The sequence below is a fragment of the Paenibacillus sp. FSL R5-0923 genome, assembly GCF_038009145.1.
Classification (GTDB): Bacteria; Bacillota; Bacilli; order Paenibacillales; family Paenibacillaceae; genus Paenibacillus_AQ.
This window is the reverse complement of record NZ_JBBPAT010000001.1, coordinates 4307023-4331766: the sequence shown is the minus strand read 5'-3', so window position 1 is coordinate 4331766 and position 24744 is coordinate 4307023. Positions and strand designations below refer to the sequence as shown.

At 44.0% G+C, this 24744-nt stretch carries 19 protein-coding genes; 16 read left to right on the top strand and 3 right to left on the bottom strand.

Annotation, left to right across the window (positions count from 1 at the left end; all coding sequences use genetic code 11):
• Positions 1-71 precede the first annotated feature (71 nt).
• Together MKX35_RS19310 and MKX35_RS19305 are read left to right on the top strand one after the other, a co-directional pair.
• Entirely contained in the window at positions 72-1127 is a 1056-nt protein-coding gene (locus MKX35_RS19310; RefSeq protein WP_076299756.1) for an LLM class flavin-dependent oxidoreductase, read from the top strand.
• Positions 1128-1146: 19 nt separating this feature from the next.
• Positions 1147-1713: an NADPH-dependent FMN reductase gene (locus MKX35_RS19305; RefSeq protein ID WP_076299757.1), complete on the top strand. Its 567-nt coding sequence runs from the start codon at positions 1147-1149 to the stop codon at positions 1711-1713.
• Between the two features lie 97 nt (positions 1714-1810).
• Here MKX35_RS19305 and MKX35_RS19300 read toward each other — a convergent pair whose 3' ends face one another.
• Entirely contained in the window at positions 1811-2341 is a 531-nt protein-coding gene (locus tag MKX35_RS19300; RefSeq protein WP_076299758.1) for a TetR/AcrR family transcriptional regulator, read from the bottom strand.
• Positions 2342-2668: 327 nt separating this feature from the next.
• Between MKX35_RS19300 and MKX35_RS19295 the strand changes: the two genes are divergently transcribed.
• The 3 genes from MKX35_RS19295 to MKX35_RS19285 are packed head-to-tail and all read left to right on the top strand — an operon-like array spanning position 2669 to position 4987.
• Entirely contained in the window at positions 2669-3511 is an 843-nt protein-coding gene (locus MKX35_RS19295; RefSeq protein ID WP_076299759.1) for an SDR family oxidoreductase, read from the top strand.
• Positions 3512-3566: 55 nt separating this feature from the next.
• Positions 3567-3962: a cupin domain-containing protein gene (locus tag MKX35_RS19290; RefSeq protein WP_076299760.1), complete on the top strand. Its 396-nt coding sequence runs from the start codon at positions 3567-3569 to the stop codon at positions 3960-3962.
• A gap of 41 nt (positions 3963-4003) precedes the next feature.
• Positions 4004-4987, top strand: coding sequence for an aldo/keto reductase (locus MKX35_RS19285; protein ID WP_076299761.1), 984 nt, complete (start codon positions 4004-4006; stop codon positions 4985-4987).
• 140 nt (positions 4988-5127) lie between these two features.
• On the opposite strand, the gene MKX35_RS19280 is transcribed toward MKX35_RS19285, so the two are convergent.
• Positions 5128-5907 carry an AraC family transcriptional regulator gene (locus MKX35_RS19280; RefSeq protein WP_223178944.1) on the bottom strand — a complete coding sequence of 260 codons (780 nt, stop codon included), beginning with the start codon at positions 5905-5907 and terminating at the stop codon, positions 5128-5130.
• 224 nt (positions 5908-6131) lie between these two features.
• Here MKX35_RS19280 and MKX35_RS19275 point away from each other — a divergent pair, with 224 nt between their 5' ends.
• Together MKX35_RS19275 and MKX35_RS19270 are read left to right on the top strand one after the other, a co-directional pair.
• Entirely contained in the window at positions 6132-6791 is a 660-nt protein-coding gene (locus MKX35_RS19275) for a ThuA domain-containing protein (RefSeq protein ID WP_076299763.1), read from the top strand.
• Positions 6792-6815: 24 nt separating this feature from the next.
• A complete protein-coding gene (locus MKX35_RS19270) occupies positions 6816-7919 on the top strand; it encodes a Gfo/Idh/MocA family protein (RefSeq protein WP_179086707.1) in 1104 nt (367 codons plus the stop codon).
• Between the two features lie 133 nt (positions 7920-8052).
• On the opposite strand, the gene MKX35_RS19265 is transcribed toward MKX35_RS19270, so the two are convergent.
• Positions 8053-8526: a MarR family winged helix-turn-helix transcriptional regulator gene (locus MKX35_RS19265; RefSeq protein WP_076286766.1), complete on the bottom strand. Its 474-nt coding sequence runs from the start codon at positions 8524-8526 to the stop codon at positions 8053-8055.
• 152 nt (positions 8527-8678) lie between these two features.
• Here MKX35_RS19265 and MKX35_RS19260 point away from each other — a divergent pair, with 152 nt between their 5' ends.
• From MKX35_RS19260 to MKX35_RS19220, 9 genes are all read left to right on the top strand, one after another.
• The gene (locus MKX35_RS19260) at positions 8679-9263 is read left to right on the top strand and encodes a DUF3238 domain-containing protein (RefSeq protein ID WP_076299764.1); all 585 of its coding nucleotides are present in this window, start codon (positions 8679-8681) and stop codon (positions 9261-9263) included.
• A gap of 34 nt (positions 9264-9297) precedes the next feature.
• Positions 9298-9924, top strand: coding sequence for an FMN-dependent NADH-azoreductase (locus MKX35_RS19255; RefSeq protein ID WP_076299765.1), 627 nt, complete (start codon positions 9298-9300; stop codon positions 9922-9924).
• Positions 9925-10055: 131 nt separating this feature from the next.
• Complete coding sequence (locus tag MKX35_RS19250; protein WP_076299766.1) at positions 10056-11192, top strand: MFS transporter; 1137 nt, start codon at positions 10056-10058, stop codon at positions 11190-11192.
• Between the two features lie 102 nt (positions 11193-11294).
• Positions 11295-13754 (top strand): GH39 family glycosyl hydrolase, encoded by a 2460-nt coding sequence (locus MKX35_RS19245; protein WP_076299767.1) that lies wholly within the window; start codon positions 11295-11297, stop codon positions 13752-13754.
• Positions 13755-13993: 239 nt separating this feature from the next.
• A complete protein-coding gene (locus tag MKX35_RS19240) occupies positions 13994-15106 on the top strand; it encodes an alpha/beta hydrolase (RefSeq protein WP_076299768.1) in 1113 nt (370 codons plus the stop codon).
• A gap of 230 nt (positions 15107-15336) precedes the next feature.
• The gene (locus tag MKX35_RS19235) at positions 15337-18141 is read left to right on the top strand and encodes a glycoside hydrolase family 2 TIM barrel-domain containing protein (RefSeq protein WP_076299769.1); all 2805 of its coding nucleotides are present in this window, start codon (positions 15337-15339) and stop codon (positions 18139-18141) included.
• Between the two features lie 653 nt (positions 18142-18794).
• The gene (locus MKX35_RS19230) at positions 18795-21437 is read left to right on the top strand and encodes a glycoside hydrolase family 2 protein (protein ID WP_076299770.1); all 2643 of its coding nucleotides are present in this window, start codon (positions 18795-18797) and stop codon (positions 21435-21437) included.
• Positions 21430-23535: a hypothetical protein gene (locus MKX35_RS19225; protein WP_076299771.1), complete on the top strand. Its 2106-nt coding sequence runs from the start codon at positions 21430-21432 to the stop codon at positions 23533-23535. The genes MKX35_RS19230 and MKX35_RS19225 overlap by 8 nt, the downstream gene beginning before the upstream one ends.
• 274 nt (positions 23536-23809) lie before the next feature.
• Complete coding sequence (locus tag MKX35_RS19220) at positions 23810-24742, top strand: carbohydrate ABC transporter permease (protein WP_218640913.1); 933 nt, start codon at positions 23810-23812, stop codon at positions 24740-24742.
• Positions 24743-24744 lie beyond the last annotated feature (2 nt).

Here is a 24744-nt window from a genome sequence, read left to right as displayed (position 1 = left end):
TGACTTACTTAATTATATTTAATCGACAAATCATAAATGAATTCTTACTTCTTAAAGAAAAGAGGATAGTCATGGAACAATATCGGATCAATGCAGACAACGGCTTAGAGTTTGGACTTTATACATTAGGTGATCATCTAGCGAACCCTGAAACTGGGAGCCGAATTTCTGCCAAACAACGCATACGTGAAATTATTGACTTGGCTCAATTAGCGGAGCAAGCAGGAATTGATTTTTTTAGTGTAGGAGAGAGTCATCAAGAGTATTTTGCTACTCAGGCGCATACCGTTGTGCTGTCAGCTATTGCACAGGCTACTAAGAAAATGAAAATAGGTAGCTCATCTACGATTATAAGCACCTCTGATCCGGTTAGGGTGTACGAAGATTTCGCTACAATTGATTTGATCTCAAATGGTCGAGCTGAAATAATAGCTGGCCGTGCCTCTAGAGTGGGGTTATATGAACTATTGGGCTATGATCTTAATGATTATGAGGAATTATTTGAAGAAAAATTCGACTTGTTATTAAAGATAAATGAAAACGAAGTTATGAATTGGAAGGGAGAATTTCGTAACCCTCTCAAAAATGCAAGAATCCTCCCCCGTCCTGAGGGAAACTTACCGATATGGAGAGCTGTAGGGGGAACTTCTGCCAGTGCGATCAAAGCAGGCATTGCAGGTGTTCCTATGTTTTTGGCCCATTTAGGGGGTCCCGCAGTCTTGTTTAAAAGATCCATTGATGCTTATCGTGAAGCTGCAAGCCAGAACGGATTCGATCCGTCGAAGCTGCCTGTAGCGACTGCTGGATTCTTTTACGCGGATGAAACGACACAGAAGGCACAAAGAGCCTATTATCCATATATAAACGAAGGAATGAAATTAACCAATGGACGTGGTTTTCCTAAACAGGCGTTTGCTCAAGGAGCCGATCCCCGCGATGTTATGAATATTGGCAGTCCACAGGAAATCATTGAAAAAATTCTATATCAACATGAACTCTTCGGCCATCAGCGATATATCGCACAGATGGATTTTGGTGGCGTACCTTTTGAAAATTTAATGAAAAACATAGATTTAATCGGTTCTGAAATTCTACCAGCTATTAAAAAATATACGGCAAAAAAATAAACTCCAGGAGGTCAGAATTATGAAAATCGTAGCATTATCAGGGTCAAAGATAGGATCGAAAACCAGAATCGCTATGAATTACACAATAAATTCGTTTCATGAAAAATACAAAGATGAAGAAGTTACGCTTCTAGATCTGGCGGAGTATGATGTTCAATTCAGCGATGGTCGCAATTATCTGGAATACGAAGGGGACACCAAGTACGTAATTCAAACGATCATGGAAGCAGATGTTATCGTAATCGGAACGCCTATATTTCAAGCTTCCATCCCAGCAACACTAAAGAATATATTCGATTTAGCACCCGAAAAAGCATTTCAACACAAGGTTGTAAGTATGCTCGTCACGGCAGGTTCTGCACGTCACTATCTGGTAGCTGAGCAGCAATTGAAACCGATATTGGCCTATATGAAAGCCCAAATTGTTCAAACGTATGTATTTATAGAAGAGAAGGATTTTTATCGAAAAGAAATAGTAAATGATGATGTGCTATTCCGTATAGACCGCTTAGTGGAAGATACCTATGTACTCTCTGAGACCTATGCCAAAATTCGAGAGGCTGAAGAAGCTAAATATGGTTTCTAAGAAAGATCGAAATAGGCTAACATTTCGCAAACTAGTTACTATTTTCCAAGTCACCCTTCATCCTTTAGGATGAGGGGTTATTTGTACAATTTCGTTCCTATAAGGCTCCAAGCTGTTCTGCTAATACTTGATAGGTTACTGGTCTTTCGTTCGTGAACCACCATTCAACTACACCTACATACGAAGAAGCTACAAATTGTACGACTAGATCCTTATTTAAACCTTCGTTTTTACCCTTTGTGATATCCACTTCGTCTTTGAACTCTTCTATAAGAAATTCCAGAAAACGACTCCGGAAGAAAGGGGCTCCTTTACTAGCTAACATCATGGAGAAAAAGGCATAGTTACTCTCAAAGTATTCCGTCCAAATCACGGACCCCGTTACAAAATCCAAATCAGAGGCTGCTTCACATCTTTCACGAAGTTCATTGATATGCTTCTCGATAAGCTTATCAAGAAGATCATATTTATCCATATAGTGAAGGTAAATAGTACCACGGCTCACGTTTGCTTTATCAGAGATTTCCTGAAGGGTTATATCATCAAAATTTTTCACAGTCATTAGTTCAATGACTGCTGTCTTCAGGGCTTCCTGTGTTTTTAGGATTCTTCGATCGACTTTGGACAATTTGCTCACCGAACTTTCTTTATTCATCAACAAAAGAGTAAGAATTCATTATATAACATACTATAACGAGCTCATCAATGGGACATCTGTTTATAAATTTATATAAAAGAATCGCGAATACGCAGTAGGAAATAAACAATTTCGATGGTTTTGTTTATTAATGTACAAATCGCATCAAATTAACAATTGGCACCAAATTTAATCTGATTATAATAATAGACATGTGATCATTATTGTAATTATGCGTATTAAATATTCGTCACAACTACTCATGTGCTAAGTATTCCAGCAGCAAAATCGGAATATGAAGTTTAGGAGGAAATGATTATGAACAATCGCACATGGCTTATCAGCGGTGTGAGCAGTGGTTTTGGTTATGAGATGACGAGACAGCTTCTTGAAAAGGGCAATAAGATTATCGGTACTGTTCGTAACAAAAGCAAGGTCGCTGACCTCATTGAGAACTATCCCGAAACCTTCAGTTGCGAGATTCTAGATGTGACCGATTTTCCTGCCATTCGAAATCTTGTCGATAGATCTTTTGAAAAGTTTGGACGAATCGACGTTATCATAAGCAATGCTGGTTATGGACTTTTCGGGGCTGCAGAAGAACTCTCTGACGACGAGGTTAATCATATCATTGCCACAAATCTAACGGGGTCCATCCAGCTTATTCGTTCAGCTCTCCCGCATTTACGCACTCAGGGTGGTGGACGCATTATTCAGATCTCCTCCTATGGCGGGCAGGTCGCCTTCCCAGGAAATTCGATGTACCATGCGACCAAGTTTGGGATAGAGGGCTTTTGTGAGTCCGTTGCTCAGGAGGTTGAAGCTTTTAACATCGGTATTACATTGGTGGAGCCGGGAGGAGCCCGCACCGAGTTCCGTTATGGGAGCGCACAGGTAACGAAACTCATGACAGAATACGAAGGCAACCCAGCACATAACTTTTTGAACATGCTGGACGCTTCTAAGAGTTTAGCTCCTGGAGATCCTGTGCGGATGGCTGCCCGAATCATAGAAAGTGTTGAATTAGAACCGGCACCGATACGAATGATACTTGGATCTCATGCACTGGCAAGCACGATTTCGACCCTCAAAGCTCGTGTTGCCGACTATGAGAAGCAGACTGAACTGGCAGCTTCTACTGATTTTCCAGCGGGAGAGTAAGAGGATCGCAGGGCTCTAATAAACATTAACTATAGGCAGAAAGTAGGAATCAACGATGAAAAATGAACAACTTAGTAGCAGCACTATTTTTCCTTTAGGGGAAAAGGTTAAAGCAAACTTTACGGGTGACGCTTATTTGCAAATGGTGTTTACAGATCCGAAGCCGCTTAATACCGCAATTGGTAATGTAACCTTTGCTCCAGGCGCACGCAATAACTGGCATGCTCATCAGGTTGGACAAGTTCTGTTAGTCACTGGTGGAAATGGCTGGTATCAGGAAGAAGGAAAACCTGCTCAATTGCTCGAAATAGGTGACGTGGTCAACATTCCAGCTAATGTGAGACATTGGCATGGCGCGACAAAGGATAGTTGGTTTGTTCACTTGGCTATGACTCCAGGCGAAACAGAATGGTTTGAAGCTGTCGAGGATGAATGGTTTGAAGCACTGTAAGAACTAAAACTCATTTAAACATAGAAATGGAGGCTTGCTTTATGGAATATATCAAATTTGGAAATACGGGAATGGACGTCTCTCGGATTTGCCTTGGTTGTATGAGCTTTGGAAAAGTGCTGCCTGGAGGGCACCAATGGGTGCTCGATGAGGAGAACAGTCGTCCTATCATTAAAAGAGCGCTTGAGCTCGGCATCAATTTTTTTGATACAGCTAATATTTACGCAAGTGGTTCCAGTGAAGAGATTATCGGACGTGCGCTTAAGGACTATGCGAATCGGGATGAAATTGTACTTGCCACGAAGGTCTGGGGCCAGATGCGTCCAGGTCGTCCTAATGGTGGTGGGCTTTCTCGAAAAGCTATTATGAGCGAAATAGATAACAGTTTGAAGAGACTTGGGACCGATTATGTGGATCTCTATATCATTCACCGCTGGGATTATAACACACCCATTGAAGAAACCATGGAGGCCTTGCATGATGTGGTGAAGTCTGGAAAGGCTAGATATATCGGTGCGTCTGCTATGTATGCTTGGCAATTCCAAAAAGCATTACATGTGGCCGAGACAAATAGCTGGACTCGCTTTGTATCCATGCAAAATCACCTTAATCTCATCTACCGAGAAGAGGAAAGGGAAATGATGCCGCTTTGTCAGGATCAAAAAATTGCGGTAACTCCTTATAGTCCTCTGGCATCAGGAAGATTGATTCGCGATTGGTCGGAAACAACACGCAGATCCGAAACCGATCTCATTCAAAAATCAAAGTATGATTCAACCGCTGATGTAGATCGATTAATTGTTGAGCGAGTAGCGTCGTTAGCAGAGAAACGAGGCGTACCACGTACTCATATCGCACTTGCATGGCTGTTGCAAAAAGCTTCTGTAGCTGCTCCAATTGTGGGCGCGACGAAAATTGCTCAGCTCGAAGATTCAGTAGATGCTCTAGCGGTGAAATTATCACCTGAAGAAATTTCATTCCTTGAAGAGTTGTATGTTCCTCATCCAATAGTTGGAGCTCAGTAATGAGGACTGGGTAAGTTGTCACTTAAACGTAGACCTTTTCGCCGTCTTTGTGCATCCGAATATTAAAATAAAGCCGATGATCTAAACCAAAAGATCATCGGTTTTTTGTTTGCTAAATAAGATAACGGACCATGTATCTTTTAACGTAATTCACTTGGAGTCCGTTGTTTAATCTGTTTAAATACTCTGTTAAAGGTACGGATATTAGTGAAACCGCATTCCAGTGCGATATCTAAAATGGATTTGTCTGTGGTCAGCAGCAGCTGTTCTGCTTGGTTGACTCGGATGTTGCTAAGGTATGCAATATAGCTCATACCCGAAAGACTCTTGAAGAAGCGGGAGAAATAAAAGAGGCTCATATTGGCTTGCCTTGCGGCGTCAGCAAGTGTGATGGGATGCATGTAGTTGACGTCGAGGTATTCAAGAACCCCTTGCATAATCTTCATGTTAGTGATGCGCCTTTTATCTTTCTGTGGATTAATCTTATCCAAGGGAACATGCCGTAAAATGAGTCCGCTCCACTCGTGCAAAAGGCCAATGATTACCTGTTCATGATATTCCAGCTTCTGATTATATTCGTCCATAAGTTCCTGCAGGATCAGAGAAAGACGGTTGTTGATACGGACTTCTTCTTCTCGTGTTGCTATTCGTTTCTCCATAAATGGGGAAGTCAGCCTCACATTCAAAGGCCATCCACCAGGAAAGCCGATTAATGAAGGATTGAATATCACCATCATTATCTTGGAGCTGCTGTCTTTACTGTCATAGTAGTGGATGTCTCCGCTGCTGCATATAGCCATATCTCCCGCTTTCAAGATCCTCGTTTCGGAGTTGATTCCCATCCGAATTGAACCTTCAAATACATAGACTATCTCAAGATCGTTATGCCAGTGGGCTAGAAAATCAATATCATTAGACATTATTACAGTGAAGGGGAAAGTCGAATGGTAAGTTCTATTTTCGTGAAAGGCTTTCATGAGATCTCCTGTTCATGTGGTTTGAATTTTAGGTTCACCTCTAAAACTTAGCAAAAAATGACCATTCCTACAAGTGAAATGGCGAGCACACCTCTCTGATCTGGATTACAATTTCATCAGATGGACGAAAGGTTGATTACATATATAAAGGAAAAGGAGATTGCAGGATGACGAAGAAAGCATTGATTGTAAAAGGTGGATGGGATGGGCATGAACCAAATGAAGTAGCCGCAATTTTTGCTGGCATTTTAGAGGCTGAAGGCTTTGAAGTTGAAGTGTCTGATACGCTGGAGAGCTTCAACAGTGCAGAGAAGCTTACGGATTTAAGCCTTATTGTACCGGTATGGACCATGGGAGAAATCAGTAATGATCAGGTATCCTCAGTTCTGAAGGCAGTAGCTTCTGGAGTAGGAATTGCCGGTTGTCATGGAGGGATGTGCGACTCTTTCCGTAACAATACAGAGTGGCAATTTTTGACCGGGTCACAATGGGTAGCACATCCATTTAACGATGGGGTAGAGTACGAAGTTAATATCGTACATTCTGGCTCCAGTCCCATTGTGGAGGGTATCCAAGACTTCAAGGTGAAATCGGAACAATATTATTTACATGTAGATCCTGCAGTGGATGTCTTGGCAACAACTACGTTTGTAATGAGTGAGGGTGAGCATTCAGCAAATGGTGTCATCACGATGCCCGTTGTATATACGAAGAAATGGGGAAAAGGGAAGGTTTTCTATAATTCACTTGGCCATCATGCAGACGTTTTCGATATACCGGAAGCCAAGGAACTGATGCGAAAAGGCTTTTTGTGGGCGGCTAACTAAAACTGAGATAAGGTGGGAATGATCTTGCGCAAAGTGAAGGTAGGTATAGTCGGCTGCGGAAACATCAGCAGCATTTATTTTGAAAATTTGAACGGGACTTTCGTTAATACTGAGGTTTATGCTTGTTCCGACTTGGATAAAGGTCGTGCAGAGCATGCGGCGGAGAAATATGGCGTTCCTCATGTATGGACGACAGAACAATTACTTGCTTCGGAAGAGATTGAAATAGTCGTTAATCTAACAACGCCTAATTTTCATTTTGACGTGTGCAAGCAAGCCTTGCTAGCTGGCAAGCATGTGTATGTGGAGAAGCCCTTATCCCTTTCCCTTGAAAATGGCACTGAGCTAGTTCGTCTGGCGAAGGAAAAGAACCTGTTCCTTGGCTGCGCACCAGATACTTTCCTTGGAGGCGGTCTGCAAACCTGCAGTAAGCTGATTGCGGATGGTTATATCGGGGAGCCGATGGCAGCAACTGCCTTTATGCTTTGTCATGGACATGAAAGCTGGCATCCTGATCCGGAATTTTATTATAAAGCCGGTGGAGGACCCATGTTTGACATGGGACCCTACTATCTAACAGCGTTAGTATCTTTGCTAGGCCCAGCTAAAACAGTATGCGGCATCACTAAAACCTCCTTTGCTCATAGAACGATCACGAGCGACAAAAAGTTTGGCAAAGTCATTGATGTAGAGGTGCCCACACATGTTGCTGGAACGATTGAGTTTGACAGTGGCGCTGTGGCAACCATGATTACCAGCTTTGATGTTTGGCACAGTACTTTACCGAGGATCGAAATCTACGGATCGCAAGGAACCTTGATCGTACCGGACCCTAACAACTTTGGAGGGCCGATCCTTTTACGCCCGGCACACAGCTCGGAATTCCAAGAGATCCCACTAATCTACAATTATGCAGATAATAATAGAGGCATAGGAGTAGCAGATATGGCACACTGCATCGACACGGGGGAGACTCCTCGTGCAAACGGAGAACTCGCCAATCACGTACTTGAGATCATGCATGCATTCCATACAAGTTCCGACTCTAAGCAATATGCTCAACTGGTAACCAGCTGCGAGCAGCCCAAGCCATTGCCGCTGGGCTTAGTCAAAGGGTATTTAGAGTAGTAATTTCCCAGAGCAAATACTAAATGTACGCTGCAGATAATCAGCTTTCAAAAAGGGTAGAAGACAGATCTTTAAGTCTTCTACCCTTTTTGGTTTGATGAATCACAGCATACACCAAATTTTCACCATACACTTACCAGACAGGTCTTGATCTCATAGTAGATTTATCTTCATTTGCTTTATATACAAGTGTTGTTAAATCATCTTTGAGCATTTGCAGTCGTTCAGTACCTATGATTTCAATCCAACGTTGCTCAATCTCAGTTAGTATTTCCTCTTTTGCTTTCACTGCTAACCAACCTCGCTCAGTCAAAACAATGATTTTTCCTCTCTTGTCAGTGGGATGATTTTCGCGAATTACATAACCACTTTTCTCAAGATAATCTACCATTTTACTTACGGCTTGCTTCGTAATTCCTAAATATTCGGCTAATTCTATACCTGTTGCTCCGTTTGGAGCAATACACTTAAACATAAAACCATGTACAGGTCTAATATCTGCAAATCCTAATTCACGCAATCTATCATGTAGTTCATTAATTGATGTACTAAAGGATAATGATAAAAGTGTTGTCAGATCCAATTCACTAAAGACTTCCTGAGTCATACATAAAACCTCCTTAAATAAAGTCAACTTAGTTGACTTTGTACGAAATACATTGTACTATGCGAAAAGTAGTCAATCAAGTTGACTATATTTTCTGTTGTGAAAGAAACAGAAATCACTGAAACAGAATTAATAAATTATGGGGGGTTCTCATGACTAATATTGTTAAAGTTAGAGCAAGTGTATTTATTCCAACACCGTGGACTGATCCTAGGAAGGATGAAGAAACAGGAAACATAATCCATTTTGAAGGTGACTCACGTGAATTCACACCCTATGCTGTCAACGCTATGCGCTCCAGAGTGGAACAAGAAGTAGTTGTAGATTTTTACAAAAAAGATATTTTCACATATGCAAATACTGGTATTACAACAGAAAGAGTCACTACTCCAGATGGTTCTGTTAATAAAAAAACAGGAAAAGCTACTACAGAAGGTATTTTGTGCACTGATATTGTGTGGGGCTCTGAAGACGTTAGGTTTCAAATGAGTGCAAGTGCTAGCAATCCATTAAATGCATTTGCACCTCCAGTTGACTATCTTTTAATAGTTCATATTCAAAAGGATGGTACTGTCAATATGCAAGGAGCACATGATGGATTTCCTTGTTTTGAATTTTATAAACAAGTGAACTTTGGAACGTTCGAACAAATTTATACACATGATTACAGAGTAACTGGTGATACTCCTGAAGCTATGGCTGGAGAAATGGAGTATAGCTTCAAAAAAATATTATAAACAACATAAGAGTGCACATCAGGAGGAACAAGGAATGACAACCGTTTTATTTGTAAAAGCAAACAATCGACCAGCAGATCAGTCGGTAAGTGTTAGATTATTTGAGGCTTTTTTAGCGAGCTATAAAGAATCACATCCAAATGACACTGTAGTAGAGCTGGATTTATACAATGAGGAGTTGCCTTACGTAGGTGCAGATATGATTAACGGAACATTTAAGTCTAGTAGAGGATTAGATTTAACAGTAGAAGAAGCAAAAGCAGTAGCTGTTGCTGATAAGTATTTAGATCCATTCCTTGCAGCGGATAAAGTCGTATTTGGGTTCCCTTTATGGAATTTAACCATCCCAGCTGTACTACACACATATATTGATTACTTAAACCGCGCAGGCAAAACATTTAAATATACGCCAGAAGGTCCAGTAGGGCTTATTGGAAATAAAAAAATAGTGTTATTAAACGCAAGTGGTGGTGTGTATTCTGAGGGACCAAAAGTTGATTTAGAGATGGCTGTTAAATATGTAACAAGTATGATGAACTTCTTTGGTGTGAAAAATATAGAGACTATTATCATTGAAGGGCACAGCCAATTCCCTGACAAGGCAGAAGAGATTATTGTCGCAGGGCTTGAAAAAGCTGTTAAAGTATCAAGGACGTTCTAATTAACCAAGCGTGTATCAGTCTATATAGGGCAGTACCAACACTTTTATAGCGGTGGTGCTGCTTTTTTATTCGCCTATTTCACTATTTTTTGGGAGTACGTAAAGTCGATAGAAAGAAGGATTACATTACAATGGAACGTTTATGGACAAAAAACTATATCATGCTGACCCTTACAGCTTTTTTACTATTTAGTGGATTTTATTTACTAATGCCAACTTTGCCTATGTTTATCAAACAACTAGGTGGAAGTGAATCTCAAGTTGGATTAATAATTGGAGTGTTTACAATATCGGCAGTAATTTTTCGTCCTATTATTGGAGGATTAATGGATCGGTTTGGTCGACGTGCATTTATAATAAGCGGATTACTATTTTTTGCTATAACCATGTATTTTTATGATTGGGTAACAGGCATTATATTTTTAGTAATATTACGTATCCTTCATGGAGTCAGCTGGGCAGTTGCTACAACTTCGATAGGAACGGCTGTGACTGATGTTATTCCACAATCTCGTCGTGGAGAAGGAATGGGATGGTATGGACTAGCAATGACATTAGGTATGGCGTTAGGACCAATCATTGGTCTTTGGGTAACAAAATCTTATTCATTTCATTACCTATTTCTTCTATGTACAGCATTAGCTTTGATTGCATACATACTTGGATTTGGTGCAAAAATTCCAACAGTACAAAACACATCAAAAAAAACAATATCATTTTATGAAAAAACAGTTTTACCTATCGCTATCGTTACATTTTTCTTATCATTTACTTTTGGTGGTATTACAACTTTTTTACCACTGTTTGCGGCAAATATTGAAGTTAACACGGGTTCTTTTTTCTTAGTGTATGCAGTCACACTTACAGTAATTAGACCACTTACAGGGAAGATATCCGATAAGTATGGGGAAGGGGTCATTATTGTACCTGCTCTTTTCATATTGATAGTCGCACTATTCGTCCTAACAATGACTAAAGGAATTGCTGGAGTGGTTATTACAGCTATTTTGTACGGAATTGGATTCGGATCAGCTCAACCAGCGCTTCAAGTAGCGATGATTCGATTAGCCCCACCAGCGAAAAGAGGTGTAGCGAACGCTACATTCTTTACTGCTTTTGATTTAGGAATTGGTTTAGGAGCTATACTACTTGGATTTGTTTCACAGCTTATGGGATATCAGATGGTATTTATTACTTGTGCTATATCTGGGTTTATTAGTCTGGTGCTTTTTATATTGATTGTAAAAAAGACACTAAAAACAACCTGAACCTTCGTTATCAATAAGACAGTAAACTTGATTTCATGGGTTTATATGATAGGATTTTGGATGAGGCAAGGCTCTATTAAGATTAAGAATAGGAGGTTGGGTATGCAAGAAAATACATTGATAGCCTCGGATTTCAGGTTTTCAATTAATCTCCCTGAAGACGCTATCGCTTCCTGGCATCAAGAACTTGAGGTAATGTACATCTTGCAGGGAACTGGGGTACTACAGTTGGATGACAATCAGTTTACCTATGAAGTTCAGCAGGATGACATTATTGTATTGAATAGCTACCAACTGCACGCTTTAAATATGAAAGGTTCGGGCAAGGCGCTATCGCTGTTTATCTCGCCGGCATTTTTGGCAGCTTTTTGTCCTGAGATTGAAAGTATAATTATAGAGTGTAAGTCTTTTCTATACCCTAAGGACGAACAAGCTCGCTTTAATGTAATCCGAAGTGAGTTCGCCAGTGTATTCCAGGCCTATTACAAAAACGAATCTCGTTTACCTATACTAATGCGTAGTCGTGTAGGTGTACTGCTGAACAGTCTAGTGCATACTTTTCTTGAGCAGAACAAGCAGAAGGATCCCTCCAAATCCTCAAGTAAGGAAAGATTGCGCAAAGCAACCGACTATCTCCACCGACATTATCGGGAAAATATTACTCTGAGTGGACTAGCCTCTACTATCTATTTAAGTAGCTCCTACCTGTCCCATTTATTTCAGAAACAGCTTGGCCTTACTTTTACTGCCTACCTTACAAATGTCAGACTGAGTCAGGCAGTGGCACTTCTTCGTAGTGAAAGAACGATCACGGACATCGCCTCAGAAGTTGGATTTCCAAGTACCAACGCTTTGATCGACGCCTTCAAACGGCGCTTTGGTGTTACACCAGGGCAATACCGTCTAGTAAATGAGCATGATGCGACAGATCCACAGGAGAACAGAATGGTCACAGCGGGATTTTCGACCGATTTCACTTCACTAATGCGGCATTTGCATCACAACGAGCACTCCATTGTCCAACCTCAGGTCAATGAGGGATATGATCTTCATGTGGACACTGGCCGTAAGATTCGGACGCTGAGTCATAACTGGCGGACGTTGATTAATGCAGGTTACGCCAAGGATCTGTTGAATGGCGCGATACAGGCGCAAATACGAAAGCTGCAAAAGGAGATTGGCTTTCGCTATATGCGCTGCAAAGGTCTGTTAGACGATGACATGATGCTGTATGTCAGGAAAATGTCTGGTAGCGCAGATTATAACTTTGTTTATGTAGATGAGGTACTGGACTTCATGCTTTCAGTGGAGTTAAAGCCTTATGTTGAATTTAGTTATATGCCTTCTGCATTAGCGAGGGAAGCCGTGTTTCCATTTAAGAGGCCAAGTATCCTTTCTATGCCTGAGCATCTAGACAAATGGCTCGACCTTGTGACTTCCCTTATTAGGCATTTCATTGATCGGTATGGGATTGAGTCCGTGCGGGAATGGAGATTTGCTCCTTTTGTGAGTCCAGAGTTCTCAGGATATGGTGTGTTTACCATGGAAGAATACTGGGTGCTTTACCGTGAAACCAGCCACGCCATCCGTGCTATCGATCCGCAGCTACATATTGTTGGTCCAGGAAGCAACATTGATTCTAGTAATTTTATCAGCGAATTCCTAGTGTCTTGCAGTAAGGGGAATTGTTTGCCCGACTCTCTGGCTCTACGTGCTTATCACAGCATCTTACCGGGTCAGGAAGACAATGGTCTTCAGCTCATGGCAGAGGATGAAGCTTTTCCACTTGCGGTAAGCGGCGATGAACAGTTTATGAAACACGCGTTACATAAGGTCAAAAAGCTGTTGCGTCAACGTGGTTTCGCTAGTCTGCCTGTGATTCTTGAAGAGTGGAGTAATAACATATGGCAGCGTGATTTGTGTAATGATACCTCCTACAAATCTGCTTTTCTTTTCAAAAATATTCTGGAGAATTACGACCACTTTGAGGCTATGGGATACTGGTCTCTCAGTGACCATATGGAGGAAATTGTTCCTTCGTCGGATCTTTTTCATGGCGGGTTTGGTTTATTCACTCGCGGAGGTTTGCCCAAAAGCTGTTATCGGGCGCTGCAATTGTTGCGTTATGCAGGAAGCGGTCTAATAGCTGAAGGTGATGGGTATTTTATAACTTCCTCGAAAGGTGAAATACAGATATTCCTATATAATTATTGTCATTATGATACTCTATATCGCTACCGTCATACCACTCACTTGACTCAAACCGAACGTTACAACGTGTTCAATATACGCAATACCCGTCAGTATCACATTCGTCTAGACGGCTTAACGCCGGGTGTTTATACAGAGCGAAGGTATTCAGTAGGTCCGGCTGGGGGAAGCGCCTTTGATGAATGGTTGAATATGGGGGCACCTAAGGACATGCGTCCAGAAGAATGGTCTTATCTTGAAGGTCGGTCCCTGCCGTTATTTCAAATGCGTTCGCTGCAAGTGACAGCAAATTTTGTGGTAAATGCTGTTGTACAACCTCATGAGGTACAAGTGATTAGATTAACACGTTAAATAGAGAATAGTATAACAAGGATGACTTTACTGTTGTCCTTTTTTGTTTTTTATATTGTATTTTTGCTCTCGACATCATTTTTGAAATCGCTTTCAATAATAATGATAAAAGAAGGATATAACAAAAGAAATAATGCGATATTTTTTCTGCAAACCCAAACCTATAATTGAGTTATGGCAACCAATACAAATCGCCGCAAATCATTTTACCATACAACATTTGAAAAGGAGTAATCATCATGGAACGTAAATATTCGCAACAGCTTCTTACATCGATGCTAGAAAGGCAACATGTAATTAATGAAAATGGACTGGATATCCTGATTAAGCCTATTCCTGAAACCGATGAGCCTGGCGTGCTGGATCCTCGCTTTTATCAAAGTATGGAGTCAATCCTAAAAGGCTTCAAGGGAATGCTGGTTAAGATGATGTTGAAAGGCAGCCGAAAGAAAAATATCCAAAAAAGTGCAGCTCAAATGCGCAAGATGATGAATGGCGTGAACAGCATTCCGATTACTGAAGGTGTTGATGTGAGGCATGCTACCGTTCAAAACGGTGATGTTGCTGTCCCAGTGCGAATTTACACTTCGCAGAAGAAGAGTGGAGAGTTGCAGCCAGTGTTCTATTACATCCACGGAGGCGGTTTCGTAGCAGGAGGACCCGAAGTAGTAGAGGAGATGTGCAAGCTTGTGGTTGCAAATACGGGCTGTGTATCGATTCAGGTTGATTACCGCTTAGCTCCGGAGAACCCATACCCCGCTGGACTCGACGACTGTTATACCGTGTTGAAATGGATATATGCTCACGCCGAAGAATTTAATGGTGATCCGAATCGCATCTGTATTTCCGGTGATTCCGCAGGTGGGAATTTAGCCACGGTATGCGCAATGAAAGATCGGGATGAAGGAACGCAGATGGTAAAGGCACAGGCACTACTATATCCAAGCGTGGACGCAGCAGGTATGCAGGAACATATGCAGCGCAGAGATGTTTATGAAATATCCCCTTCTCAGGAAAAAGAAATTAGATCTATATTGGATCTGTTGAGCGGTGGTTTAGGAACTGTCGGCTTAGGTGAATATCTGGGCGTGCCCGATGATACAATCCCTCATGTGAGCCCGCTGCGAGGAGATCTGAAAGGGATGCCGCCTGTCATTATTTTGTTTGGCGAATATGACTTTCTGCGGATTGAGGATGATGCATATGCCTTAAAGCTGAAGGAGTCGGGCGTCAAAGTGAAAACGGTACGGTACAAAGGACTTTCTCACGGCTTTGCCGATCAGGTGGGGGTCACACCGCAAGCGGAAGATAGTTTGATTGAAATTGGGAATTTCATGCTGGAGAATGTGTAATAAATTATATTCAAAAGCCGCTCATTGCGGCTTTTTTTATTGTTCTGAAATTACTATTAAATCTTGTCATCAGGCACATTCATGCTCCGGCTATAGTGTAAGTTTAGACCTGTCGTCATTCAAATGAGTGTTAACCACTCTACTGAATTATCTGGCCTAATATGCTAAGCTTTATATAGTAGAGCATTATACTGCTTGAGTTCAGTGATTACCATAATAGGAGTGATATTTTGCAGACAAAGATCAACCTAGAAGGCGAATGGAAGTTGCAATTGGATGAGACAAAACAGGGACTAACCTTGCCTTTTACAGATGTTATCACACTGCCGGGAACAACGTCATACGCACGTAAAGGACCAAAGAACGAGGAAGTTTTAGTAAGCGCTCTAACCGATGAATATTTGTTTGAAGGGCAAGTCTGGTTTGCAAGAGAGGTATTCATTCCGGATGAGCTGGCCGGTAAGGCCTGCTATCTATTTTTGGAACGGACGAGACTTACGACGCTTTGGCTGGACAATACGGAGATCGGTAGCCGTAACAGTCTGAACACCCCGCATATATATGAATTGCCGAAGCTACAAGCTGGAATTCATACAATCACCGTCCGTGTGGACAATACCGATTACCCAACCAAAGGCGGACATTTGACTTCACAGGATACCCAGACCAACTGGAATGGAATTACCGGTCGTATGGAGCTTCAGTTCTATGGGGAATCGCAGCTTACTAATATCCGACTGGAGTCGAATCTGGCTGCACGTACGGTTCGTATTACAGCAACTTTGGACAGCAACTGTGAAACTACGCTTGCGGTGTCTGCTCAAAGCTTCAATAGTGAAGAGACACACGCGGTGGACGAGGGTGAGTTTCCTGTTTCACCGGGGCTTTTTTCCGTCGATTATGTGCTGGGCCAAAACGCGTTGCTCTGGAGTGAAGGCGCTCCCAATCTTTATAATATAACCCTTGTTTTGAAAGACAGGGATGGACATATTACTGACCAACAGGAGCTCATCTTTGGTTTGAAGGAATTCCGAGCGGAGGGCGACAAGTTTACAATCAACGGAGAGAAAACCTTTCTCCGCGGCAAACATGACGGCCTGATCTTCCCGCTCACCGGCTATGCCCCAACTGATGTCGAGGAATGGGTAAGAATCCTTGGCATTTCCAAGTCCTACGGTATCAATCATTATCGCTTCCATACCTGCTGTCCACCGGAGGCTGCATTTACCGCTGCGGATATGCTTGGGATCTATATGCAACCAGAACTTCCATTCTGGGGTACAATCACGGAAAAAACCGATGATGGCCATAATCAAGCAGAGCAGGATTATCTGATCAGTGAGGGTTATGCCATTCTCCAGGCCTTCGGCAATCATCCCTCCTTCGTGATGATGTCCCTTGGTAATGAGTTATGGGGCAGTAAAGCTAAAATTGATTCTTTCCTGAAGGACTATAAAGCGTTCGATAAACGGATTCTCTATACACAGGGCTCCAATAACCACCAATGGGTACCGGAAATTCTGGAACATGACGATTTCTTCAGTGGGGTACGCTTTTCCAGAGAACGACTATTTAGAGGCTCTTATGCCATGTGTGATGCACCACTAGGACATGTACAGACTGCCTTGCCGAGTACAATGAAGGATTATGATGATCAAATCGTACCTTTGGATCTCTTGAATGGAGAGAAGATGGAAGATACAGCTGGCGGTGAGATCCAGATTCAGTATGGTACCGAAGCAAAGACCGTGAAGGCAGATGAGGCTTCCGGAGAATGGATACCGCACATACCTGTTGTTTCGCATGAGATTGGACAATACGCAACCTATCCAAATTTTGAAGAGATCGAAAAATATAACGGACCACTCAAGGCCGAGAATTTCAAAATTTTCCGTGAACGCTTGGAAAGTAATGGACTGGGGCATTTAGCGGCTAAATATTTCGAATGTTCAGGGCAGCTGGCCGTAGCCTGTTACAAAGAGGAACTCGAGGCGGCATTCCGCTCCCGGCGGCTTGCCGGCTTCCAGCTCCTGGATCTCCAGGATTTCAGCGGTCAGGGAACAGCATTAGTAGGTGTCCTCGACGCCTTTATGGATTCCAAAGGAATGATTAGCCCTGAGGAATGGCGAACCTTTTGCAATGATGCCGTTCTGCTGGCGAGATTTCCTAAGTATAACTATGTCTCCGGTGAACCGTTCGATGCTCATGTAGAGCTAAGCTGCTTCCGCAGCGGTTTGCAAGATACACTTGAATTACGTTGGGAACTGACTGTGGATAATGGTATTTTGGCAGAAGGGACAACCGAGGTGAACGTTCCTGCAGGAACGAATTACATCGATATCTGCGATTTGGAAATAACGCTGCCTGTAGTTGACCGGATGAGTACAATCGTATTGTCTCTCTCGATACAGGGGACAGATATTCGCAAGAGCTACGATCTATGGATTTACCCAGAAAAGAGCGGCAATATGCTGGAAGGCATCCATGTATTCGACAAGCTGTCTAGTGATGCGTTTGCACTGCTGGAGCAAGGTGAGAGCGTGCTGCTGATGCCGAAACCGGAAACTCTCCAAAATGCTGTCGAGGGTTATTACTGCACAGATTTCTGGTGTTACCCAATGTTCCGCTCTATCTCAGAGAGCATGAACCGGCCAGTTCCTGTGGGTACCATGGGGCTGTTAATTGATAACAGCCATCCTGTATTCCACGAGTTCCCTACCGAGGAGTATTCAACCTATCCATGGTGGAATATCGTTCAGCACTCAAAATCCATTATCATGGATGAAGCTGATCGAAGTTGGAATCCCGTGGTGCAGACCATCGACAATTTTGAAAGAAATCATAAGCTTAGTTTCCTCGTGGAATGCAGCGTAGGAGCAGGCAACTTACTAGTGTGCGCTTTAGATGCAGACAAGGTAAGCGATACGCCTGAAGGAAGACAGTTCTTATCAAGCCTTGCGGGTTACATGAAATCCGCAGCGTTCAAACCACAATACAAAGCAACTGTTAACGAGCTTCTTGAGTTAATCAAGTAGGGGTTTGCTAAGACTCTTCATTGTATTTCATATGGATGAACAGAACACAGGGACAGTGCTTCTTTATATACGATGGACCGTTTAACAGCAGAGCAGCGATTCTCTAAGTTACGAGAGAACCGCTGCTCTTTTGGTGCTAGTTAGGGAGCAGACTTCAACTTCAACAGTGTAATCATCCTCTAGCTTGTGAGAGTTTCGGACTCCAGTGAACCTATTGCTCAGAAAGAGGCTCAATTACAGAGTTTTTTATGCGAATAGCGACTCGGGGTCCGTTAGCATTCCAAAAGTGTAATAATACTGCGCTTAGGGTCATCTCAGTCCGATAGGTGCTACGTCGTTGCAGGAGTTCTTGAATCTCAAACCAAACAAAAAGCAAAGGAGATCCCCAGTGGCCTTTCACGGCTTGAGGGAACTCCTTTTTCGCGTTCTACAAACGGCTTGGTTCTAGAATAGTTGTTTGTATTTATCTGCAACTGCGCAGATTAACAAACGATTTCACAGGGTTAGGGGCCTTCGAAAATGATAACCCGATGCTATCATTGGTAATGAAGCTGGATGAATAGAATTGTAAGCGCATTAACCGATGGCGCCAGAGCCGTTCTTAGTCATGAACAGCGCCAAATTAAGCAGGATTTGGGGGAACGGGAGAAGACATGAAACAAATTTTATTGAACGATCTAAAGTGGGAAGTCAAAGGGTACTGGCCTTGGGTGCCGTTAAAGGGCACCAGCATGGAGCTGGGGCAGGAATTGATGGGAGTTACAGACTGGATGCCAGCTACTGTGCCGGGTGGAGTTCATTATGATCTCTACAGACAGGGCTGGATTAGCAATCCTTATGAAGAGTTGAACAGCTTAAGCTGTGAATGGGTAGAGAACCGTTGGTGGGTTTACCGCACGACTTTGAAACATCCTGAGCTGAAGGCATCCCGAGTTGAACTGGTCTTTCAGGGGCTAGACTATGAAGCAGCTGTTTACGCCGACAATATCCTGTTGGGTGAACATAAGGGAATGTTCGAGCCGGCTGTATTTGATGTTACAGATCTCCTTTCGGAGCGGGAGAGTCTGGAAATCTCAGTGCTACTGAAGCAGGCACCGGATGAAATGGGGCAAATCGGCAAAACCTCGGCCACCTTCACGCAGAAGAGCCGTTTTAATTATAAATGGGATTTCTCCACCAGGTTAGTTAACGTCGGAATCTGGGATGATGTGGTACTGAGGGTTCACCGGGATTGTTCTTGGCAAGACGTGTCAATCACTACAGATGCGGAGCTTGGTGAAAATGACGGGCAGGTGTCTGGTCGAATTTCTATTCAGGCAAGCATCAAACAGATGGCTGGTCCTGAACATACAGGAAGGCTGACAGCGAGTATCACTTGTTCTGATCCGGAGGGGAATCCGCTGGTGGTTCAGACATACTCGGTTCTCGCGGGAGAAGTTCTGAACGCGGAGCTTGATATTCCTGAGCCTCAGCTATGGTATCCGAACGGCTACGGAGAGCAACCGCTCTACAGCCTTGAGCTGAAGCTGCTGGACGAAGAGGATATGGTGCTGGATACCCGGAGGTTACAGACAGGCATCCGCAAGCTCGATTATATCCTTAATGAAGGAAGCCCCGACAACGCACTACCTTATACGGTCGTGATCAACGGGCGCAAGATTTATATAAAAGGTGTAAATATGACACCCTTGGATCATCTCTACGGAAATGTGACGATCGAACAGTATCAGCAGATGATCTATTTAATGAAAGCGGCACATATCAATCTTGTTCGGGTTTGGGGCGGCGGAATCATTGAGAAAAAAGCCTTTTACGATTTATGTGATGTGAACGGCATTATGATCTGGCAGGAGTTCATTCAATCGAGCTCCGGCATAGATAATATTCCGTCCAAGCAGCCTGAGTTTCTGGAACTGCTACACACAACGGCTTGCACCGCACTCCGTGACAAACGCAATCATGTATCGCTGACGGTATGGAGCGGTGGTAATGAATTAATGAGTGAACCGAACAAGCCATCAGACCTCAGCGATTCCAATCTGGCGATGCTGAAGAGTCTGGTGGAGCAGTATGATCCGCAGCGGCTCTTTCTGCCGACCTCGGCGTCCGGTCCAGTGGAATATATTACAGAAGCCAAGGGCCAGGGGCATGATGTTCATGGCTACTGGAAGTATATGGGCAACCCCTATCACTACGAATTATATGGCAGTAACGATAATCTGCTGCATAGCGAATTTGGAGTGGACGGTCTGAGTTCTCTCAAAAGCCTAGAGAAATTTCTGAATGAAGCCAACCAGCAGCCTGTCTCGATGGAGAACAGCGCCGTATGGAGACATCACGGGGAGTGGTGGGATACGCTAAGCCGTGAAGAAGAAATGTTCGGTAGCATGAATGATTTGAAGCAGTTCTCTGCTTGCAGCCAATGGATGCAGGCAGAAGGAATCCGCTTCGTGCTTGAGGCTAACCGTCGCCGCAAATTCCGGAACAGCGGCAGCATTGTCTGGCAGTTCAACGAGCCATGGCCGAATGTGTCTTGCACCAATCTTGTAGATTATTATGGTGAAACTAAAATGGCCTACCACTGGGTGAAACAAGCCTTCCGTCCGCAGCATGCTTCGCTAGATTATCGCAGCCTACTTTTAACGCCTGGTACTAGATTTCATGGAAATGTATTCGTGCATGGTGTGGATGGAGGCAAGGTAAAGGTTGATGCAGAAGTGCTAGATGCAACGGGTAGAAGCCTATATCGGCAAACCTTCGAGGCAGAAGGAGACAAAGATCGTGCTGTCTGTGTTGGGGAGTTGAATTTCAGCGTGCCTGAGCCTGAGGATCTATTATATTTTGTCAGATTGTCATTCCGGAACATTGAAGAAGAATCGCAGCAAAATTTATATGTGCTCTCTACCGCTAACCAACATCTTTATGCCCCAGCACTTGATCTTACAGGTGGCAATCTTCAGGTGCGGCAGGAAAGCTTATGGCAACCTACTGGTGTAGGAAAGATAAGTCACCAAGCTCACTTCACTCTCCATAATACTGGTAGTGAAGTACTGTTACATGTACATGCAGAGGAGAAGGGGGACCGCTACTGGATGGAAGCAGAAGAACAGTTCCTCACCCTTTTTCCAGGAGAAAAAAGGACGGTGACGGTTACTTGCACACCAAAACTGTCGGGAGGATTTCTGGCTGGGGAGAATTACTGTAGTACCGACGGTCTGCCAGAAATTAAATTTTGCTCGTTTCTGACAGCACATGGCGATACGATACCAGATGAAGGAGAAGGAATTTATGAGTAAATCATTGTGTTTTGTACCGGGGAAATACGTTCCGCTAAGTCGTTTTATTCTGAGTGGTGGATCTGAACCCATTGCTCTACCCATTACTAGGGCTGTGGCCGATTACTTAAAAATGCACGATGCAGAACTACTACTAGCCTGCTTGCGGAGCGGTGAAGTAACTTATCACAAAGCCGGTTGGTCAACCCTGCGAGAGGATACAGTCGAGGCTGAAAAGGCGGAAGGAACCCAGAATTCAGAGGAAGGAGTGTTCGTATTGGTCAGTCCGTTACTGATCAATACGCTTCCAGTAGTGTCACACTGGGATAACAGTGCTGCTGAGGGGAAAGGCGGCTTCCGTTATGGTGGGACCGACGGCATCGGGACCCTGCGGATGGACGAAGCTGGAGAGAAGGTTGTAGCTGAGCATGTACGGCTCTATAATAACGATCCAGATAGCCCTTATGTATACAATACCGAAGATTATCAGTTGTTCGGCAGTAACGAAGGGGATAAAGAACTTAAAACCCCGCAATTTGAACGCTATATTGGTGACCGCTACAGTCTCTATGCAGTAGATGATTTAGTTGCCATCTCCTTGAGCGACCGTATCCTGAAGACCTTCGGGTATCCGGTGGTCTACCGTAATGAATCCGCTGACGATGGGGCTCTTTTAAGCAATGCGCCTGTGGTTCAGCTCATCAGCGGCAGTCTGTTAGTTACGAAGAACGGTCAGCATAGCCTTGCGTCCTATATTTTGCCGCCCAATTGGAGTGCGAAAAGTGTTAAGGGCTATCCGCTGTTATTCAACGGTTATTATGATGCCAATGAAAATACCTTCAGCACTGTAGGTCCCTCATTTCTGGAAATCATCGGAAAGACTCTAGCCAGCACAGGCAAAGGTATTGTTGGTGTTCTCTGGAACGGTGGAGGTTACATCGGCAGCCGCTCCCTGCAAAGCTCCATTTACGCCGGGATTGGTGCGGCAATTGCCAGAGGCCAAGATAGCTATGGTGGTGATGCGGAGCAGGTTGTGGCCGTGGGTGGCTCACGCGGTGGGCTGACCGCGTTGCTGGCGGGAGGCAATCCTCTAAGGCTGCCGTACCGGGTGCGGTACACATTGTGTTATGCACCTCCGTTAATTCTGAATGGGCTTACCCGTGAGTTTGCGGAAGGGGCATGCCCGTTGATCTGGCATGTGGCAGAGGTGGACACCGGTTACCGGGATATCTGGAAGAAGGACTGGCGGCATCCTCAGACCGGAAGATCAGGTATCGAGACTCTGCTACAGACACTTACGGGAGCTGGTGACTCTGCAAGTCTGCGGGAAACGACCGGACTGGAATCCGATTTCTTCTTAGACGGTCTTAAAGCGAGCGGCACTAAGCTACTGATAAACCATGGCACGCATGATGCCTTTACCCTCAGCCGATTCAGCTTTGCCTTCGCGGCCTTGGTCCGGAGTCACGGCATTCCACTTCGCCATGAGATCGGCTACCGCTTCGGGCATAACAACTGCACGGACCTTTACGAGCAGGCTGCTCTGTGTCTAAAAGCTATACTACAGGAACAGGAGCTTGAATTCACGGGGACGGTGCATTATCGCAGACGCAGTCCAGCTGTGGGCGAGTGGGAGCAGACGGAACGTTTTGTTCCGGTTCCTCAGCCAGTTTTTCTGGAGGCACCGAAGTTCGTAGCGGTGGGTAGTCCAGTGGCTTGGACTCTTTATGGAGAGCCGGGAATGGAATACCGCCTAGAGCTGGGAATCCTAGATCAGCAGGCTTGGGAACAGAAGCAGCAGGTAGTCCGTAATGAGTGCATTACCCTCGCGTCCGGTGTTTTACCTGACAAACAGCATCCTCTTGAACTCTGCTCGTGGCAGGATGGGGTAAGTCAACTCGCTGACGGGCAGCATGCGGGTTATTATCTCTATGAGTTATCTTACAGGCTCAAGGGTGAACAGGACTGGAACGTAGTATCTCCATCCCGTGTGCCGCAGCCCGGCGTGGAGCCGCAGGCGGTACTCCGCATTTTGGAGGAGCAGCCCAATCCGGCGAGCGAAGCATTTCGAGCGGAAGCAGCCGTCCTATGCATTAGCTCAGGGCTAAGTGAGGCCTAAACAAAACGTCATACCATGAACATAAGCGGTGTACGACCATTCCGGTGCGTACATCGCTTTTTTGAAATATAAGAAAGTATAAGTTTCATACCATACACAATCTCTTATATTTCTCGCATGATTGCTTGCCAGCAAAATAAGTAGCTTTACAAACGCTTTCGCAGGGTTACCGGATTTCGAGGTTTTGTAGGAAGCGCTATCATTTAAATATAACAACTATACAACGCCTGACCGGAGTGAATTCTTGGCTTCGGGAGGAAGGAAGGACAGGAGCATGATTGGAAAAACCACTGAACTAAATCCTTTAATGACTAAGAAAAAGAAAGGTTATCCTGTGCGGCGTCTATTTAGAGATTGGTCATCTTGGATATTAATTGTCCCTACGCTGTTTGCCTTTTTCTTTTTTTCCTGGCAGCCGCTCGTCAAGGGCATTGTGCTCTCTTTTTTCAATACAGAGGGTTATAATGCCGTAAGCTTTGCCGGACTGCAGAATTACAAGGATGTGATACAGAACTCAGCGTTTCAACAGACACTGACCAACTCTTTTGTGTATGTGTTCTGGTCGCTGCTGATCGGTTTTGCTGTACCCATTATAGTCGCAGTTGTGATCAATGAGCTCAGGCATGGGAAATCGTTCTTCCGCTTTTCGGTCTTTTTTCCGAGCATGGTTCCCGGCATAGCTGCCTCGATGTTATGGATGTTTCTGTTTGAGCCTGGGAAGGGCGGCGTGCTGAATATTATGCTGAGCGCTCTGGGATTCCCGGTGCAGCAGTGGCTTCAGGACCCGGACATGACGATTATGCTGATTATTTTCACGATTACCTGGCGGAATTTCGGGGGAACGGTGCTGCTCTATCTAGCCAGTCTGCAAAGCATTAATCATGATCTGTACGAAGCGGCTTCCATCGACGGTGCGAATGTATGGCGGAGATTTAAAAGCATCACCATTCCGCAAATTTCCAGCATGATCGGATTGATGATGATTTTGCAGATCAGCGGTGTATTCCAGATTTTCAACGAGCCTCTGGTTATGACCGAAGGTGGGCCGAACAACGCCTCTATGACGTTAATGCTCCAAAGCTATTACTATGCGTTCCGGAGTTTTGAAGCAGGCCATTCCATGGCGCTGGGGGTTATTACTTTCCTTGTCCTGATGGTGCTAACTATTATATATTTCCGGCTGGATAAGAAATTGAACAGGGAGTAGAA